The sequence below is a fragment of the Actinomadura sp. 9N407 genome (genome assembly GCF_044326315.1).
Taxonomy (GTDB): Bacteria; Actinomycetota; Actinomycetes; order Streptosporangiales; family Streptosporangiaceae; genus Spirillospora.
Genome location: NZ_JBIRAW010000016.1, coordinates 136,255 through 152,856, shown reverse-complemented (window position 1 = coordinate 152,856; position 16,602 = coordinate 136,255). Strand labels below are relative to the sequence as shown.

Sequence of the window (16,602 nt, the reverse complement as noted above, 5' to 3'; positions counted from 1 at the left end):
CCGGGGGACTCTTGGGCGCGGGATTGTCCTGCAGGGGGTTCCCTGGACGTGAGGTTCCTCGGGCTGTGTGGTTCCCCGGGCCGCGTGGTCCGCTAGTCGCCGATCGACTTGCAGGGGCGGTTGCGCAATTCCTTCACGTAGTCGTCGGGCGCGCCGGCCACCTCGGCGGCGTCGGCGAGGATGCCCAGATAGCGGGCCGACGGCAGGCCGCCCTCGTAGTCGTCGAGGACGTACATCCAGCACAGGACGTCGCCCTCCAGCGTGGAGACCCGCACCCTGATCTTGCGGTAGACGCCGAGGGCCGCGCCCTCCCAGCCGTCCAGCTCGGTCTCGTCCCAGGCCGGAACGTCGTACAGCACGACGAAGACCTGCTCGTGGCGGTCCTCCGCCACCGTCGCAAGAGCGCCCTCCCAGCCGACCTCCTGGCCGCCGAAGGTGAGCCGCCAGCCCGCGAGCCAGCCGGTACCGCGCATGGGCGAGTGCGGAGCCCGGACCGCCATCTGGTCCGGATCCATGTTGGAGGCGTACGCCGCGTACAGTGCCACGGTCGTCAAGCGTACGTCAGTTCCCCGAACTCGCGCGGCCCGGGTCCAGCGCACCGGTCGATGGAGTTGGGCCGGGCCGGGCCGGGCCGGGTCGAGCCGAGCCGAGCCGAGCCGGGCCCAGCGGCCTCGCGCCCTCGCGGCCTGGGGCGAGCGGCCTAGGCCACGCGGACGCAGCCGACGGCCGGGTGTCCCTGGTTACCTGTTCCCTTGGGTACGAGCTGTCCTGGGTACGAGCTGTCCTGGTACGAGCTGTCCTGGTACGAGCTGTCCTGGTACGAGCTGTCCTGGTTACGCGGTGTCCTGGTCAGGTCATCGCCCCCGATGAGAAACAATGGGAAGCGTGACTACCCGGATCTTGATCATCGGAGGAGGCCCCGGCGGTTACGAGGCCGCCCTCGTCGCGGCGCAGCTCGGCGCCGACGTGACCGTGGTGGAACGCGACGGCCCCGGCGGCGCCTGTGTGCTGACCGACTGCGTGCCCTCCAAGACGCTCATCGCCACTTCGACCCGGATGGCCGTGGTCTCCGAGTCCGCAGGGCTCGGGCTGCGCTTCAACGGCGGCCCGGACGGCATCGTCGGCGGGCTGGAGGTCGATCTTCCCACCGTCAACAAGCGGGTGAAGGACCTGGCGCGGGCGCAGTCGTTCGATGTCGCCGAGCGGCTGGCCTACGAGGAAGTCAAGATCATCCGGGGTGAGGCGCGGCTGGTGGAGCCGCATGTCGTCGCGGTCGGCGACCGCCATCTGCGGGCCGACGTCATCCTGCTCGCCACCGGCGCCACCCCGCGCGTGCTGCCGGGTTCCGAGCCCGACGGCGAGCGCATCCTCAACTGGCGCCAGCTGTACGACCTGCCCGAACTGCCCAAGGAACTGATCGTGGTCGGCTCCGGCGTCACCGGTGCCGAGCTGGCCGGCGCCTACCTCTCGCTCGGATCCAAGGTCACGCTGGTGTCCTCGCGCGACCGGATCCTGCCCACCGAGGATGCCGACGCCGCCGCCGTCCTCCAGGAGGTCTTCCTGCGCCGGGGCATGAACGTCATGTCGCGTTCGCGGGCGGCCGGGGTCGAGCGCGACGGCGACAGCGTGGTGGTGTCCCTTGAGGACGGCCGCAAGGTCAGGGGCTCACACTGCCTGATGACCGTCGGGATGGAGCCCAACACGCGCGGGATCGGCCTGGAGAAGTCCGGCGTGAAGCTCAGCGCGCGCGGCTTCGTCGAGGTCGACAAGGTCTCCCGGACGAGCGTCCCGCACATCTACGCCTCCGGTGACTGCACCGGCATCCTGATGCTGGCCTCGGTGGCGGGCATGCAGGGCCGGATCGCCATGTGGCACGCGCTCGGCGAGGCCGTCCAGCCGCTCAAGCTCGGCTGGGTGTCGTCCAACATCTTCACCGACCCCGAGGTCGCCTCGGTGGGCGTGACGCAGGTGATGGTCGACTCCGGTGACGTCAACGCCCGTACGGTCATGCTCCCGCTGTTCAGCAACGCCCGTGCCAAGATGCAGGGCTTCGAGGACGGCTTCGTCAAGCTGTTCTGCCGGCCGTCCACGGGCATCGTGCTCGGCGGCGTGATCGTGGCGCCCCGGGCCAGCGAACTGATCCTCGGCGTGTCGGTCGCCGTACAGCAGCACCTGACCGTCGACCAGGTCGCGCACACGTTCGCCGTCTACCCGTCGCTGTCGGGCAGCATCACCGAGGCCTCCCGCCGCCTCATGACCGAACACGCATACTGACCCACCCGCGTCGGCCCGTACAGCCGGCCACCCGTACAGCCGGCCAATGGCGTGGGCCGCCCCAGGCCCGGCCCACGCCTCTGCCCTAGGCCTGGGGCACGGCGCTAGAAGCCAGGCCTGGGGCACGGCGCTAGAAGCCGCCGAAGTCGCCTCCGCCGCCGAAGTCGCCGCTGCCGAAGTCCCAGCCTCCGCCGACGTCGCCGCCTTCACCGCCGAAGCCGCCTCCCATGTCGCCGCCACCTCCGTAGAAGCCGCCGCTCATCATGGAGCCGAGCATGGTGCCGATCATCATCCCGCCGAGCAGGTCCATGCCGCCGTATCCGGCGTAGTAGCCGCCCGCGTACGGCGCGTACGCCGGGCCCGCGTCGTAGTAGGGCCTGCGGCCGTCGCCGTACGGGACCATCCGGACGTCGGGTGCCTGGCCGCTCAGGACACGCTGGGCGTCCATCTCGCACGCCGGTACGGAACGCGCCACGCCGCCAGGGGGCGCCCAAGTGACGTCCTGCGCGGACGGGCCGTGCTGCGGGTTGAAGAAGCACGGTGCGCGCCGTTCCGGTACGGGGTCGCCCGCGAGCCGGGCCCGCGTGGCGGTCATGTGGTAGCGGCCGTTCTCCAGGGCTTCGGTGACCTTCTGCATGTCGGTCGGCCGCGCGGCCCGTTCGGTCGCCACCTTGGCCTCGTCGTAGGAGTTCATGGCGTGCTCGTAGTCCTGGCGCGTACCGGGATCGAGGCTCTTGTCCATGACGTTGAGGTCCAGCGCGGCGATGTCCTCGCCGAGCAGCGTCACGTCCTCCTCGACGCCCCTCTTCAGTTCGGCCATCTCGCGGATCTCACGGTCGCGGCGGCGCTTGCCGGCGACGAGGAACGCGCCGAACGCGCCGGCCATGACCAGGACCACGATGCCGAGCGTGAAGAAGCCGCCGATCATGCCGGTGCGGGCCTTCTCGTCGGCCTTGGTCTCGGCGACGTCGGCGAACGCGGTCAGCCGCGTCTGGACGTTGCTCGCGGGGTCGGAACGGGCGATCAGCTGGTTGATCTCCCGGGTGCTGAACGTGTCGGAGATACCCGTCATCTTTGAGCCGTCCGCCGTGATCGCGACGTAGGTCTCGCCCTTGTCGACGCGGCTCTTGACCGCGACGAGCATCTGGCCCATGGACTGCTGGCCGACGCCGTTGCGGACCACCACGGCCCGGATGTCGGCCTCGTCCTGCTTGTCGAGCGCCGACCGTACGGCGTTCTGGTCGATGGCGGCCGCGCCCTGCGCCTGGGCCTGCGCCTCGCTGGTCACGTACAACCGGGAGTTCATCAGGCCGTTGGCGATCGTGGACGCGTTGTCGTCCGCCTGTGCGGGGGCGGCGAAGCCGAACAGCATCGCGAACACGGCGGCCGCGACCACCGCCAGCGCGCCGCGGCGGACCGCCCGCCCTCGTCGGGGTCCGGTACGCACCGGTCCGTTGTTGATCCGACCGTTGTTGATCTGATCAGCGTTGATCTGATCAGCGTTGATCTGATCAGCGTTGATCTGACCGGTGTTGATCTCGGCGGTGTTCATCTGGTAAAAGGCCTCCTCACCTGGTAGACGAGCAGGCGTCGCCGTACGTTCCGCGAGTTCCGCCAGTTCCGCCTAATCCGGGCATACCCGGCCTTGTGGCCTGCCATAGGTCCCAAGGCTGGTCGAGGTCCCCAGCCTCTCCAGAAACACGGGTCTCCAGAACCACGGATCCCAGAGACACGGGCGCCCCCGGCCCCATCTCGGGGCCGGGGGCGCATCGCCTCGGCTCAAGTGCCCGAACGTCTGGACGCAGTGCTCGCGTACGGATGCTCGTGTACGGGTGTTCGCCGCCTCAGGAGTCCTTGATCTCGCAGATCACGGCGCCGTTGGAGACGGTCTGGCCGACCTCCGCCGCCAGGCCGGTGATCGTACCGGCCTTGTGGGCGTTCAGCGGCTGCTCCATCTTCATGGCCTCCAGGACCACGATCGGGTCGCCGGCCGCCACCTCGGCGCCGTCCGCAGCGACGATCTTGACGATGGTGCCCTGCATCGGGCTGACCAGCGAGTCGCCCGAAGCAGCGGCTCCGCCGCCCTTCTTGCCGCCGCGCCGCTTGGCCGGGGCGGACTTGCCCGCGCCCGCCCCCGCGCCGCCTGCCGAGCCGGCACCGAACCCGGCCGGCAGGACGACCTCGACCCGCTTGCCGCCGACCTCGACGGTCACCCGCTCGCGCTCGCCGGCGTCCGCGTCGTCGGGCGAGGCGATCTCGCCCTCGTACGGCGGGATCGTGTTGTCGAACTCGGTTTCGATCCAGCGAGTGTGGATCTTGAACGGCTCGTCGTCGACCTCGGGGATGAAGGCCGGGTCGTTCAGGACGGCCTGGTGGAACGGGAGCACCGTCGGCATCCCCGCCACCTCGAACTCCGCCAGCGCCCGCCGCGACCGTTCCACGGCCTGCCTGCGCGTGGCGCCGGTCACGACCAGCTTGGCGATCATGGAGTCGAACGCCTGCGGGATCGTCTGCCCCTCGACGCAGCCGGAGTCCAGCCGTACGCCCGGGCCCGACGGCGGCTGCCAGGTCGTGAGCGTGCCCACGGCCGGCAGGAAGTTGCGGCCCGGGTCCTCGGCGTTGATCCGGAACTCGATCGAGTGCCCGCGCAGCTCCGGGTCGCCGTACCCGAGCTCCTCGCCGTCGGCGATCCGGAACATCTCGCGGACCAGGTCGATCCCCGCGACCTCCTCGGTCACCGGGTGCTCGACCTGCAGCCGGGTGTTGACCTCCAGGAAGGAGATCGTCCCGTCCTGGCCGACCAGGAACTCGCACGTACCGGCACCGACGTACCCGGCCTCCTTGAGGATGGCCTTGGACGAGCGGTACAGCAGTTCGAGCTGCTCCTCGCTCAGGAACGGGGCCGGAGCCTCCTCCACGAGCTTCTGGTGCCGGCGCTGCAGCGAGCAGTCACGCGTGGAGACGACCACCACATTGCCGTGCTTGTCGGCCAGGCACTGGGTCTCCACATGGCGCGGACGGTCGAGGTAGCGCTCGACGAAGCACTCCCCGCGCCCGAACGCCGAGACGGCCTCCCGTACGGCCGACTCGTACATGTCGGCGACCTCGTCCAAGGTCCGGGCCACCTTCAGCCCGCGCCCGCCGCCGCCGAACGCCGCCTTGATGGCGATCGGCAGGCCGTGCTCCTCGGCGAACGCCACGACCTCGTCGGAACCCGAGACGGGGTCCTTGGTGCCGGCCACCAGCGGCGCGCCCACCTTCTGGGCGATGTGCCGGGCCTGCACCTTGTCGCCCAGCGCGGTGATCGCCTCGGGGGACGGACCGATCCAGGTCAGCCCCGCCGCCTCGACGGCGGTGGCGAAATCGGCGTTCTCGGCCAGGAAGCCGTAACCGGGATGCACGGCGTCCGCACCGGAATCCACGGCGATCTTCAGAATCTTGTCTATGTTCAGGTAACTGTCGGCCGCTGTCTGGCCGCCCAGGGCATGTGCCTCGTCGGCGACCCGAACGTGCAGGGCGTCCAGGTCCGGCTCGGCGTACACCGCGACACTGGCCAGCCCGGCGTCGCGACAGGCACGGACAATACGGACCGCGATCTCACCGCGGTTGGCGATCAGGACCTTGCGCACGTGGGTCTCCTCCCTCAACCTCGCACGCGCAGTCTAGATAATCCCCGTGCCTGACTTTCGTAAGGGTCTCCTTATGGTGCACAACGCCCTACTGATAGGGGACGGGCCGCAGCTCGGCGCGCTACCCGGCAGACCGCCCTCCACGCCGGGCCCGGCCGCCGTCCCTCCCGGGCTGGTCGCCCTCCTGTCCGGGCTGGTCGACCGCCTTGGCTGGTCGGCGGAGCGGTCGGAAAGCTCGGGGAATTGTTGGCGGCGCTCTTGTCGATGGGGCCGGACCACCAGGTCACCGCGAGGCTGCACAGACCCGCGGCGATCATCGCGGCCAGGCCGGTGAGGGCGAGCTTGACGGCCAGCCAGCGGGTACGGGTGATGCTCTGGTTCCACACCAGCCGGTGCGTACCGGCCTCCAGTTCACGGGCGATGAGCGGCGCCCCCCAGAACAGCCCGACCAGGGCGGGCATGACCAGCATGACGGCGGTGAGGCCTAGGAAGGCGGCCGCGTTGTCGTGGTAGAACCGCTGGAAGAAGTCCGAGCAACCGTCGGCGCCTTGGGCGACGCACGCGGCGATTCCGGTGGAGTAGTCGTCGGCCAGGCCCGGGCCGGTCAGGCTCAGAACGGCGGCGAGCGCGGCGAGGGCACCGAACATCATCGCGGCGGCGGCGCGGAACTGGCGCCAGGACAGCCAGATCATCGCCGGACCTCCATCAGGCTCTGCGGGAACTCGCGGCGCGCGAGCGGTCCGAGGCCGTGCCCGGTCCCTGAGCTTGCGGGACGGCGGTCACGCTATGTCCTCCTGAGCGGCGGTCCGAAAGGTCGTCATGAACAACGCCTCGATGCTCTCGTCGTCGAGCCCGGCCATCCGGGCCTTGGTCAGCCAGCGCTGCAGGTCCTGCCGCAACGGCCCGTGCGCCGCCAGCGACGCGTCGGCCAGCGTCGCCGTCACGAACGTCCCCACGCCCGGCCGCGCACCGACCAGGCCCTCGTGCTCCAGCTCCCGATACGCCTTCAGCACCGTGTTGGGGTTGATCGCCAGCCGCGCCACCACCTCTTTGACCGTCGGGAGCTGATCGCCCTCACGCAGCAGTCCCAGCCGCAGCGCCTGCCGCACCTGGCGGACCAGCTGCAGGTACGGCGAGACGCCGGACCGGGCGTCCAGGTAGAAGTCGATCATCCCGAGGTCCTTTTATCTAGATGGCTAGTACTTTAAGTGCGTAGTTGGATAGTACATAGCCAAGTATGGCTGTCAACCTTCTTCGGCGGGGTCGGGCTCCGCGACCCAGGAGTGCAGCGAGGTCGGGTGCCAGGAGGGAGGGCGGGTGCCAGGAGGCGAGACGTCAAAAAGCAAGCGGCGGGCCTCATGGCCCGCCGCTTGCTCTACGTCTGTCTTGGGGTGTCTGTCTTGGGGTTCCTGCCGTCTCGGTGGCCTTACCGCCCGTACCGCCGCTTGAACCTCTCCACGGCCCCGGTGGTGTCCAGCACGCGGCCCCGGCCTGTGTAGAACGGGTGGCTCGCGGACGACACGTCCACGTCGATGACGGGGTAGCTGTTGCCGTCGGTCCACTCGATCGTCTGCTCGCTGCCGGCCGTCGACCGCGTCAGGAAGGCGTAGTCCGCACTCCGGTCACGGAAGACGACGGGCCGGTACTCCGGATGAATGTTCTGCATTGCTATCCCTCCCGTCGTGACCTACGTGGGCGTCAACATGATGATAACCGTTTTCATTCCCCGGGTCCCTCCCGAGAACGGCCCGGGCGACGGCCAAGAGAACGGCCCGAGAACGCCCGGAGATTCGCCCACCAGGTGTATCTTCCCGATTGATCAGCCGATGACCCGGGAGACTGGATGGTCCGTCACTGGACGCGCCTGGGGCTGGTGCTCGCCGTGGCCGCCTGCCTCGTACCACCCTCGTCCGCGCTCGGCCGTGACCTGCCCACGGTCGACGAGGACACCAAGAAGCAGCTCACCGCCGCGGCGAGCACCCTCGTGCAGAACCGGTCGCAGGCCCTCGTCCAGCGTTCCCGGGAACGCCCCGAGAGCGTCCCTGACGAGATCCTGGGCGTCGTCATATCCCCGAAGGTGGCCAAGGTCCAGGAACGCGCCGTACGCGAACTGGAGAACCGGAACCGCGCCCCGATCGAGGGCGGCCCTCCGTACACCGGCGCCCGTACCCGCCTCGAACCCGCCCGAGCCGTCCGTTCCGGCGACCACATCACCCTTGAGGCCATCGAGCACACCGAGGTCCGCTACCGCACCGGCAAGGTCATCCAGTCCATCCGCCGGCGCTTCGACTTCACCACCCAGGGCGAACGCATCACCCTCACCGGTGAACGGGTCATCGACCCCAAGGCCACCCCCGTCAACGACCCGGCTCCCAGCCGGTAGCGCCGCCGTACGGCCCGGCATCGTACGGCCCGGCTCGTACGGCCTGACATCGTTCGGCCTGACATCGCCGCGGAACGGCGTCCGCAAGCACCTGCTGATTTCGAGGGCTCGCTGGCCAGGTCCGGCCATGGCGCGACGAGGTATGGACGACACATTCGGCGGCCGGGCGGTCGATGCCCGCTGGATTCCTGCGAACGATGACCCGTAGGCTGTCGGCATTGCCTGGAAAGCACCCTGCAATACCGAGCTCGTTCCAGCGACACTCGTTCCAACGACGCAGCGTTGTAGTGATGAAGCGTTCCAGTAACGGAAGGGTCGGTCATGACAGACAAGAGGGGCGCCAGCATCGCGGCGCTGGAAGATCTGTCCCGGACGTTCAACAAGCACTCCCGGAACCTCGACGCCCTGATCAAGGACCTCAACGGCCGTACCGTCAGCAGCCAGGACATCTGGTGGGGCCCGCAGGCCGACAGGTTCCGCAGCGCCTGGCTGGAGGCCAAGAGCGCCTTCGACAAGATGGCCGTCGCGCTGGAGCAGGGCAGCCAGGACATCAAGCGTTCCCAGCAGAACATCGAGGCGGCCACGCGCTGACGCCCGCCTCCCCATGACTGCGGGCCCCGGCCCATCCCCCCGAGGCCGGGGCCCGCTTCCCACCTCCTGGCGCCCGAACCGCCGCACCCATGCGTCATCCACCCGTGCGCCATCCACCCGTGCGGCATCCATTCGTGGAGACCACGTGGAAGATCTCGTGGAAGACGAATTCATGCCGGCGGCGGGAGGGCCGTTCATGCGACGGCGGTTTCAAGGGCCGTTTATCTGATGGATCTGGCCAGGACGCGCCGGTAGTTTCGCGGGCATGGAGAAGCTTCCGGAGTTGTACATCGCCGTCGATGTCGAGGCGGACGGGCCGATTCCCGGGCCGTACAGCATGATCTCGCTGGGAATGGCGGTCACGGGACGGTCCGACCTCATGTTCTACACGGAGCTGCGGCCGATCTCGGACGACTTCGTACCGGAGGCGCTGGCGGTGTCGGGGCTCGACCGTGACCGGCTCGTACGGGAGGCACCGGCGGCCGAGGAGGCGATGGCGTCCGCCACGAAGTGGATCAATGGCCTGAGGAAGATCGGCCGGCCGGTGTTCCTGGCCGGGCCGGCCGTTTTCGACGGGATGTTCGTGCACTGGTACTTCCTGCGGTTCCTCGGCAAGAGCCCGTTCAACGCGAGCGGCGCCGGAATCGACCTGCGGAGCTACTGGATGGGCCTGCACGGCTGCGAATGGGTCAGCTCGCGCAAGAGCATCATCAAGCAGAAGCTCGACCTGGACGGCCTGCCCCACACCCACCACGCCGGTGAGGACGCCGCGGAGCTGGCGCAGGTCTTCGAGGCCATCCTGGCGTCCCGCCCCTAGATCATGCGCCCGGCCCCGAGACCATGCACCCGTGCAGCCTTGGAGTTCTCGCCGCCCTGGCGCCGCCGCCCGCGTCAGTGATCATGGTGCTGCGTCGTGACAGGTGCGTGCCGAACGCGGAACCTGGGGCCATGGGCGCATTGGCTCGGGTGTTCGGCGGGGCCGTTCTCGCGGCGGGTGTGTGCTTGCTGGCCTCCGTACCGTTGCTGCTGTGGCCCTGGGGCATAGGGATGGCGCCTGATCGGCAGTGGATGCCCAAGCCTCCCTCGCTGGGCCTGGTGCTGGCGGTCGCGGTGGTCTGCGCGTTCGTTTGCCTTGGCGGTGGGCTCTTCCTCATGTTGCGCGGGTCGCCTTGGCTGGGGCTTGGGCTGATGTCCGGGTGGCTCGTCGTTGGGGTGGCCACGGCCGGATGGTGTACGGGGCTTGCATCCGACTTCTATGACCCGGGCAAGCAGTACCGGCAGTACGCGGATCGGTTCAGTTCCATGGGCCGGTACGAGGCGGAGCGGCGGGCCGAAGCGAAGCTCGAGGAAGTCGCCGAGGAAGGACGGGCGTCGGTACGCGTCAGGGCGGGTGGGTGCTGGGCCTACGCGGGACGTGAGAAGGGGTTGGTCCAGCCCTTTGGGAGCGGAGCCGTGGAGGTGGTGACGACGCTCGACGGGACGCGGGACGGAGAGCGTGGGCAGGAGACGGTGGATCGCCTCGCGGAAGGGTTGGCGAAGGACCATGAGGCCGTGGGGCGGCGGCATGAGGCGTTCTTCGAGGACGCGGAGGGCTTCGTTGTCGAGTTGATCCCGGGCGAGGGGGACGCCGGGGTGCTCGTCACCGTCCGGAGCCCCTGTCTGCGGAATCTCCGCTGACCGGAGGCGGCAGGGCCACCTGGATCTGCGTGGTCGCGCCTGTGGCGACGAAAAGGCCGCGTCCGGTGGGTCCGCCTAGGGGTGCGTTGCGGGGCAGCCGCAGGCCGAAGATGTCTCCGTCGTCGGGGGAGTCGACGGAGAGCAGGACCCCCGAACGTGAGCGCCGGGTGTCGGACAGGAAGCCGCGGTAGCCGCGCCCCAGGTCCGTGGTCGTACCGCCGATGACGACCGCGTGCTCGCCGTCCCGGGCGGTACGGAGGACTTCGCGCAGGGCGTCGTCCAGTTCGGTCTCGTCGAGGAGTTCGGCGTCGTCCACGACGACGACGTAGCGGTGCTCGTCGCCGATGGCGTTCACGAGGTCGTCCGCGTCGGAGTCGCCGGTGAGGACGCCGAGTACGCCGGGGCGGCCAGCCAGGAGGCGGAGCGGGGAACGGCGCGGGGTGATGAGCGCTACCGGTACGAGCCCGCCGCCCACAGTGGGGTCGAGGAGCGAGTGCACGATCGTACGGAGCGTGGCGGAACGGCCCGAGCGCGGTGGGCCGGCCACAGTGAAACCGGGGCCTTCATGGAGGAGGTCGATTCCGATGGGGGCGAGGGTGTCGCCGCCTACGCCGACCAGGGTCCAGAGGGCGGACGGGGCCAGGAAGTCCTGGTCGAGGGCCATCGCCTCGCGGTACGTGACCCGTACGGGCAGCTCGTCCACATGGATGGGGCACTGCTTGCGGGGCAGGCGGCCGTACCGGCTCATGCACGTACGGGCTATCTCCTGCAGGGCGGCGACCTGGGCCGTGCCAGAGGGATCGTCTCCCAAGAGGCCGATCTGCGATTCGCGTAGGGGCGCGCCGGGAGTGACGAGTTCCAGTGCACGGCCCGGGGGCATGGCCGCAGGGACCTGCTTCTCCTGGAGGCCCGCGTACCCGTAGTCGTTGGGGTCGGCCATGCGCAGGATCAGGCGGCGGTCGAAGACGGTGGAGACCTGGCCACTGAGTCCGGTGCGGTCGCCGGTGAATACTGCGCGGAGACCGACGGCGGCGCCTTCGCGTAGGAGGCGCATGACGGCGTCGACGAGGCGGCCATAGTCGTAGTTCTCGAACGCGGCGACGAAGCCTTCCCAGCGGTCGAGCAGGAGGACCATCCAGGGAAGGCGGTCGGTGGCCGCTACGGCGGCGCGCTGTTCCGCCAGTGAGGCGAAGCCTGCTTCGGCGAGGAGTTGCTGGCGCCGGGCCACCTCGGTGGCGAGAGCAGTCAGGAGGCGTTCGCAGCGGTCCAGTTGGTCGCGGGTGACCACGGCCCCACAGTGCGGGAGCGACACCAGGGGGAGGAGCGCGTTGGCTCCGCAGTCGATGGCGTAGAGGTGGACGTCGTACGGGGAGCATGCCCCCGCCAGCGATCCCGCGATGGTGCGTAGGGCGGTGGACCGGCCCGACTGTGCGGACCCTGCCAGGTAGAGGTGACCCCCACTGGCGAGGTCCAGGGTGAGCGGCTCGCGCGACTGTACGGCGGGCAGGTCGGTGACGCCGAACGAGATGGGCGGCACGTTCACCACGGAACCGCCGGCGGCCGTACGCGGCGTCAGGCGGACCTGGTCCGGTAGTGGGGTGAGCCAAGGGGACGGCTGGCGCGGGATGGCGGAGCGGCGCGCGGCCTCCTCCACGGCCTGGACGAGGACGGCGAGGTCGGTGACCATCGTTGCGTCGTCGACGGGTTCGCGAGGTGCGGGCAAGGGGCGTCCCAGGCCCTGCCACGGTACGGGCAGGACCGTCGCCTGGGTTTCGGCACGGCTCCCTGGGCGCCGCCCACCGACGCGCGCGGATTGCATGACGTGCAGTTCCGAGGCGCCTGAACGGATGTAGCAGCGGCCGGGCGTCGTCTTGGAGATCTGGGCGGCGTCGGCGGCGTCCAGCACGTCGGTGGACTCGTCCGGGTCGGTGACCCGCAGGGCGATGCGCAGGTTGGTGTTGGCGCGGATGTCGGCGGTGACGACGCCGGCCGGACGCTGGGTGGCCAGGATCAGGTGCACGCCGAGCGAACGGCCCCGGCGCCCGATGTCGACCAGGCCCGCCACGAAGGCGGGCAGTTCGGCGACCATCGCGGCGAACTCGTCGATGACCAGCACCAGGCGCGGCATCGGGGCCAGACCCGGCGTCGTGGGGGACTGGGATGTCGCGGGGTGCTCGGGCGTCGCGGAAGGCTCGGGCGGCTTGGCTCGGAGGTCGTTGTAGTCGTCGATGTCCTTGGAGCCCGCCTCCAGGAGCATCTCCTCGCGGCGCCGCAGTTCGGCGGCGAGCGATTCCAGGGCGCGTTCGGTGGCGTGGCCGTCCAGGTCCGTCACCATGCCCACGGTGTGCGGCAGCTTGGCGCAGTCCTTGAACGCGGCGCCGCCCTTGTAGTCGATGAGCACGAACGTCATCTCGTCCGGTCGGTTGGCCACGGCCAGGGACGCGATGAGGGTCTGCAGCAGCTCCGACTTACCGGCGCCGGTAGTGCCCGCGATGAGGCTGTGGGGTCCGTCGGTGCGCAGATCGATCTCGTGCGGGCCGTCAGTGCCGAGTCCGATGGGGACACGGGTCGTACGGCCGCCCGTCCGAGCCCAAGAGCCCAGAACGTGCTCTGCAGTGGGGTCGGCCATATCGAGCAGATCCAGGAGCCGGACATCGGCTGGAATCGACTCTGCGGCATCCTCGCGCGACACGTCCCGTACGGGAGCGAGCGCGCGCGCCACGCGGTCGGTCCAGGCCGGGGACACCTGGTCGGCGAGTATGGGCCCGAGTACGTCCAGTCCCTGCCCGCGCAGCCGCACGGTCTCCGGGCTCTCGGGATCCCAGGCGACGACGGCGGTGCACTCCTCGGGCAGCAGCCGTTCCTCGTCGTCCACGCAGATCGCGTACAGCCCGTACTCGGGACCGCGTGACAGCAGCATCGGCATGCCCGGTACGCGACGCAGGGCGCGCGCGCCGTCGAGCACGATCAGGATGTTGTACGGGATGCTCTCGCTCTTGCTATGGAGACTGGAGCTAACGAGACCGGACGAGGGCTGTGCGGCACGGCGCCGTTCGGTGACGCGGATCGCCAGTTCGGTGATGCGGTGCGCGACCGATTCGGGGTCCGTCCCCACTAGGGCGGTGCACTCTTCGCCCTCGCGCGGCTTGCTGTGCGGTAGCCAGCGCACCCAGTTCCACTCGTCGCCGGCTTCCTGGTCGGCACTCAGGACGACGATGGCGAGGTCGCGGGGGCTGTGCAGTGCTGCGGCCTGCCCGACCATCCATCGCGCAAGCGCGCGCGAGGTGCGGCGCGGTCCCGTTAGCCCGATGACCCCCAGTTCGGGGAGAGGCAACGCGACCGGTACGAGATGGGCCGTGGGCACCTGAACGTCGCCCAACTCGGGGTCGAGCACATTGCTTCCGGCCGACCCACCGTTTCCAGCCAGCCCCGTGTTTCCAGCTAGCCCCGTGTTTCCAGCTAGCTCGATCCGGGCGGGCAGGTCGGCCAGACCCAAGCGCAAGTGCAGGGCATCTGGGTCGGTGATGCGGCGTTCCCAGAGACGCCGCCTGGGCCCGGTCGCCGTCAGCAGCACTTCGGCCGGGTCAGGGTGGACTACGCGCCGTTCGGCCTGGTCCTCCCTACGCAGCCGGTCCAGGTTGCCGCCGAACTCCGCAGCCTTGCTCTGGTACTCCTTCAGCGCCTTCTTGTACGACTTGCGTCCGTGCAGCCGGTCGCCGATCCACTCGCCTAGCGTCATGACCGGCCAGGCCAGCGCGAACAGCGCCCACCACCACTGCCCCAGTGCGAACGCCATGACAAGCCCGAAGGCCGAGAACAGCAGCGCGCCGAAGAGACGTAGCCGTTCGCGGGGATTTCGTTCGGGACGCTTGGGGACCTCCAACCGCCGCGTACGCCCGGCCGGGTTGAGGCGGGGCGGGCGGTTGAACGCCAGACCTCCATCAGGCAGCGGCTCCAGGTGGGTGTCCGGGGCGGCACTGGGGGCGATGGTGAGGATGCTGGAGCCGACGGCCAGCATGCCGCCGGCGGGCCAGACGGCCAGACCGGTGAGCGGCTCCCCGTCCAGCAGCGCGCCCCCGGCGGTGTGCGCGGACGCCTCCACCTCGACCCAGTCGCGAGCGACCGTGATCCGTAGCGAGCGGGCCGGTACGGCCGGATCGGCGATCGTGACGTCCACGCCGTCGCCCGAGCCCAGCGTGCTCGTGCCCAGGCCGAGCCGGTGCACCGACCCGGCGGCGGGGCCGGCGACGACCCGTACCTCGACCAGGCCGGTGGGCTCGGCGAGCACGGTCGCCGCGGCGGCGCGCTGCTCCACCGCGACGACGGCGCCGTCGCGCAGCTCGCGTACGGCTCGGGCCTGCGGGTCGAGCATCCGCCCGTCCATCCACAGCGCCTGCTGCTCCCGGCGCTCCACCGGCCGCGCCGGGGACACCGGGGATGCAGGGGACAACGGGGAGGTAGGGGAGGCAGGGGAAGCCGCGGAGAATGTGGGCAATGCGGCTTTTGTAAAACGGGGCCGCAATGGCCCGGAGCGCTCTCTCGGTCTGGACGTTCCGTCCAGTTGCGTGGTCTCCAGCTTCTGCGTGGTCTCCAGCACGGAGAAGAGCGAGTGGGCGACGCCGTCAACGGTCATCTCATTGTCGACGTCGATCACCACGTCCCGTGGCCCCTGGCCGGTCAGCGCCGTGAACGAGATCCGCATTCAAGCCCTCCAACGCCGCCGACGCAGTCCGGGCCAGCTTAGTAATCCGGGACGCGCGGGGAGGCGGGACCGTACACCCGCTCGATCCTTCCCGCCGGACATCCGTACCTGACCACCGCGATATATCAACCTTGAGCACCGGTGAGGCTCCGGTGTTGTCAGTGACGCCTGTGACTACCCGTAAGAACGGAAGTGTCCGACGTCCGAGCAGGTCATTGGGATACAGCACGTTACGGGCGTGCTTCACCTTGCCGAATCCATTGACGCGGCCTCGCCCACACCGCGAGCATGGATCGCCCGGTGGAAGCGGGATCTCGCGGGTGGCGAGCCGTGCGGGTGGACGCGGGGCGGATGCGGGCGAATGCGGGGCGGAAAGGAGCACGTGGGCGTGCGATGAAGTCCAACAAGTCGGGCGGTATCGCGACCACTCAGGCGGGCGGTGCAGGCCAGCCCGGTGTCGGTCAGCCAGGTGTAGGCCAGCCGGGTGCCGGCCAGCACGGGTCCGGCCAGGCCGGTCTGGGACGGACCGGACTGGGCGCCTCCGGCGGGCAGCGGCTTCCGGCCGCGCCGCGCGAGCGCAAGCCCGCCCTCGCCGCGCTCGCTGTGCTCCTCATCCTCGGCGGCGCGCTCACCAGCGCTTACCTGGTGATGGCCAGCGGCCAGCGGGTGGCGGCGATCCGGCTCGCGGAGCCGGTCGCGGCCGGCCAGCGGATCCCCCTTGGCGCCCTCGAAGAGGTCCAGGTCAGCGACACCGGCTCCGAATACTTCATCAAGTGGACGGCCCGGAACCAGGTGACGCAGGCGTACGCGGCCGTTCCGCTCGTCCCCGGCGCGCTGCTCACCAACAAGATGGTCAGCCCGGTCAACGACGCCGCCAAGGGCCGGGTCGTGGTGGGGCTGGCGCTCAAGCCCGGCCAGTTCCCGTCCAAGGGCCTGGAGGACGGCAAGCGGGTCAGCCTGTACGCGGTGGGCGGCGGTACGGGCGGTGGCCCGCGGGCCGGCACCGTACTGTCGTCGGACGCGATCGTGGTCGGCGTGTCCCGGGGTGGCGACCAGCAGCGCCTGCGCGGCGACCAGATGAGCGTGGACGTCGCCGTACCGCCCGGCGAGGCCGCGCAGATCGCCCAGGCGGCTTCGGCCGGTGCCATCGCGGTCGCGCTGATCCCGCCCGACACCAAACTGCCGGCCGCGAAGCAGACCCAGCCGCCGCCCCCGGCCGACGACGAGCAGCCGCCGACGCCCGGCACGACCCAGACGCCTGGCCAGACACCAGGGCAAACGCCAGGCCAGACGCCCACGCAGAACAGCGGTGGGCAGGCCCCGAACGGCACGGGCGGTAACTGACC

The 16,602-nt window shown here is 70.0% G+C and carries 13 protein-coding genes; 6 read left to right on the top strand and 7 right to left on the bottom strand.

Annotated elements, in window-relative coordinates:
- Positions 1-92: 92 nt before the first annotated feature.
- Positions 93-545 carry a gamma-glutamylcyclotransferase gene (locus ACH34Q_RS25210; protein WP_395985513.1) on the bottom strand — a complete coding sequence of 151 codons (453 nt, stop codon included), beginning with the start codon at positions 543-545 and terminating at the stop codon, positions 93-95.
- A gap of 340 nt (positions 546-885) precedes the next feature.
- On the opposite strand from ACH34Q_RS25210, the gene ACH34Q_RS25205 reads away from it, so the two are divergent.
- Positions 886-2,274: an NAD(P)H-quinone dehydrogenase gene (locus ACH34Q_RS25205; RefSeq protein ID WP_395985512.1), complete on the top strand. Its 1,389-nt coding sequence runs from the start codon at positions 886-888 to the stop codon at positions 2,272-2,274.
- 130 nt (positions 2,275-2,404) lie between these two features.
- Here ACH34Q_RS25205 and ACH34Q_RS25200 read toward each other — a convergent pair whose 3' ends face one another.
- The 5 genes from ACH34Q_RS25200 to ACH34Q_RS25180 all read right to left on the bottom strand — a co-directional run bounded on the left by ACH34Q_RS25200 (position 2,405) and on the right by ACH34Q_RS25180 (position 7,569).
- Positions 2,405-3,826 carry a hypothetical protein gene (locus ACH34Q_RS25200; protein ID WP_395985511.1) on the bottom strand — a complete coding sequence of 474 codons (1,422 nt, stop codon included), beginning with the start codon at positions 3,824-3,826 and terminating at the stop codon, positions 2,405-2,407.
- 292 nt (positions 3,827-4,118) lie between these two features.
- On the bottom strand, positions 4,119-5,903 hold the full coding sequence (locus ACH34Q_RS25195) for an acetyl/propionyl/methylcrotonyl-CoA carboxylase subunit alpha (RefSeq protein ID WP_395985510.1): 1,785 nt from the start codon (positions 5,901-5,903) through the stop codon (positions 4,119-4,121).
- A 71-nt stretch (positions 5,904-5,974) separates the two neighbouring features.
- A complete protein-coding gene (locus ACH34Q_RS25190) occupies positions 5,975-6,595 on the bottom strand; it encodes a hypothetical protein (protein ID WP_395985509.1) in 621 nt (206 codons plus the stop codon).
- Positions 6,596-6,682: 87 nt separating this feature from the next.
- A complete protein-coding gene (locus tag ACH34Q_RS25185) occupies positions 6,683-7,075 on the bottom strand; it encodes a GntR family transcriptional regulator (protein WP_395985508.1) in 393 nt (130 codons plus the stop codon).
- Positions 7,076-7,329: 254 nt separating this feature from the next.
- Positions 7,330-7,569 carry a type B 50S ribosomal protein L31 gene (locus tag ACH34Q_RS25180; protein ID WP_395985507.1) on the bottom strand — a complete coding sequence of 80 codons (240 nt, stop codon included), beginning with the start codon at positions 7,567-7,569 and terminating at the stop codon, positions 7,330-7,332.
- Positions 7,570-7,746: 177 nt separating this feature from the next.
- Between ACH34Q_RS25180 and ACH34Q_RS25175 the strand changes: the two genes are divergently transcribed.
- The 4 genes from ACH34Q_RS25175 (at position 7,747) to ACH34Q_RS25160 (ending at position 10,554) form a co-directional block, all read left to right on the top strand.
- Positions 7,747-8,286, top strand: coding sequence for a hypothetical protein (locus ACH34Q_RS25175; protein ID WP_395985506.1), 540 nt, complete (start codon positions 7,747-7,749; stop codon positions 8,284-8,286).
- Between the two features lie 321 nt (positions 8,287-8,607).
- Positions 8,608-8,877 carry a WXG100 family type VII secretion target gene (locus tag ACH34Q_RS25170; protein WP_395985505.1) on the top strand — a complete coding sequence of 90 codons (270 nt, stop codon included), beginning with the start codon at positions 8,608-8,610 and terminating at the stop codon, positions 8,875-8,877.
- A 265-nt stretch (positions 8,878-9,142) separates the two neighbouring features.
- Entirely contained in the window at positions 9,143-9,694 is a 552-nt protein-coding gene (locus tag ACH34Q_RS25165; protein ID WP_395985504.1) for an exonuclease, read from the top strand.
- A gap of 278 nt (positions 9,695-9,972) precedes the next feature.
- Positions 9,973-10,554 (top strand): hypothetical protein, encoded by a 582-nt coding sequence (locus ACH34Q_RS25160; RefSeq protein ID WP_395985503.1) that lies wholly within the window; start codon positions 9,973-9,975, stop codon positions 10,552-10,554.
- On the opposite strand, the gene ACH34Q_RS25155 is transcribed toward ACH34Q_RS25160, so the two are convergent.
- A complete protein-coding gene (locus ACH34Q_RS25155) occupies positions 10,517-15,256 on the bottom strand; it encodes an FtsK/SpoIIIE domain-containing protein (RefSeq protein ID WP_395985502.1) in 4,740 nt (1,579 codons plus the stop codon). The genes ACH34Q_RS25160 and ACH34Q_RS25155 overlap by 38 nt on opposite strands.
- A 393-nt stretch (positions 15,257-15,649) precedes the next feature.
- On the opposite strand from ACH34Q_RS25155, the gene ACH34Q_RS25150 reads away from it, so the two are divergent.
- Positions 15,650-16,600 carry a hypothetical protein gene (locus ACH34Q_RS25150; protein ID WP_395985501.1) on the top strand — a complete coding sequence of 317 codons (951 nt, stop codon included), beginning with the start codon at positions 15,650-15,652 and terminating at the stop codon, positions 16,598-16,600.
- Positions 16,601-16,602: the final 2 nt, after the last annotated feature.

Coding starts and splice junctions, on each gene's coding strand:
- ACH34Q_RS25200 (WP_395985511.1), bottom strand. CDS start 3,826: ATGAACACCGCCGAGATCAACACCGGTCAGATCAACGCTGATCAGATC.
- ACH34Q_RS25190 (WP_395985509.1), bottom strand. CDS start 6,595: ATGATCTGGCTGTCCTGGCGCCAGTTCCGCGCCGCCGCCGCGATGATG.
- ACH34Q_RS25185 (WP_395985508.1), bottom strand. CDS start 7,075: ATGATCGACTTCTACCTGGACGCCCGGTCCGGCGTCTCGCCGTACCTG.
- ACH34Q_RS25180 (WP_395985507.1), bottom strand. CDS start 7,569: ATGCAGAACATTCATCCGGAGTACCGGCCCGTCGTCTTCCGTGACCGG.
- ACH34Q_RS25175 (WP_395985506.1), top strand. CDS start 7,747: ATGGTCCGTCACTGGACGCGCCTGGGGCTGGTGCTCGCCGTGGCCGCC.
- ACH34Q_RS25170 (WP_395985505.1), top strand. CDS start 8,608: ATGACAGACAAGAGGGGCGCCAGCATCGCGGCGCTGGAAGATCTGTCC.
- ACH34Q_RS25165 (WP_395985504.1), top strand. CDS start 9,143: ATGGAGAAGCTTCCGGAGTTGTACATCGCCGTCGATGTCGAGGCGGAC.
- ACH34Q_RS25155 (WP_395985502.1), bottom strand. CDS start 15,256: ATGCGGATCTCGTTCACGGCGCTGACCGGCCAGGGGCCACGGGACGTG.
- ACH34Q_RS25150 (WP_395985501.1), top strand. CDS start 15,650: ATGAAGTCCAACAAGTCGGGCGGTATCGCGACCACTCAGGCGGGCGGT.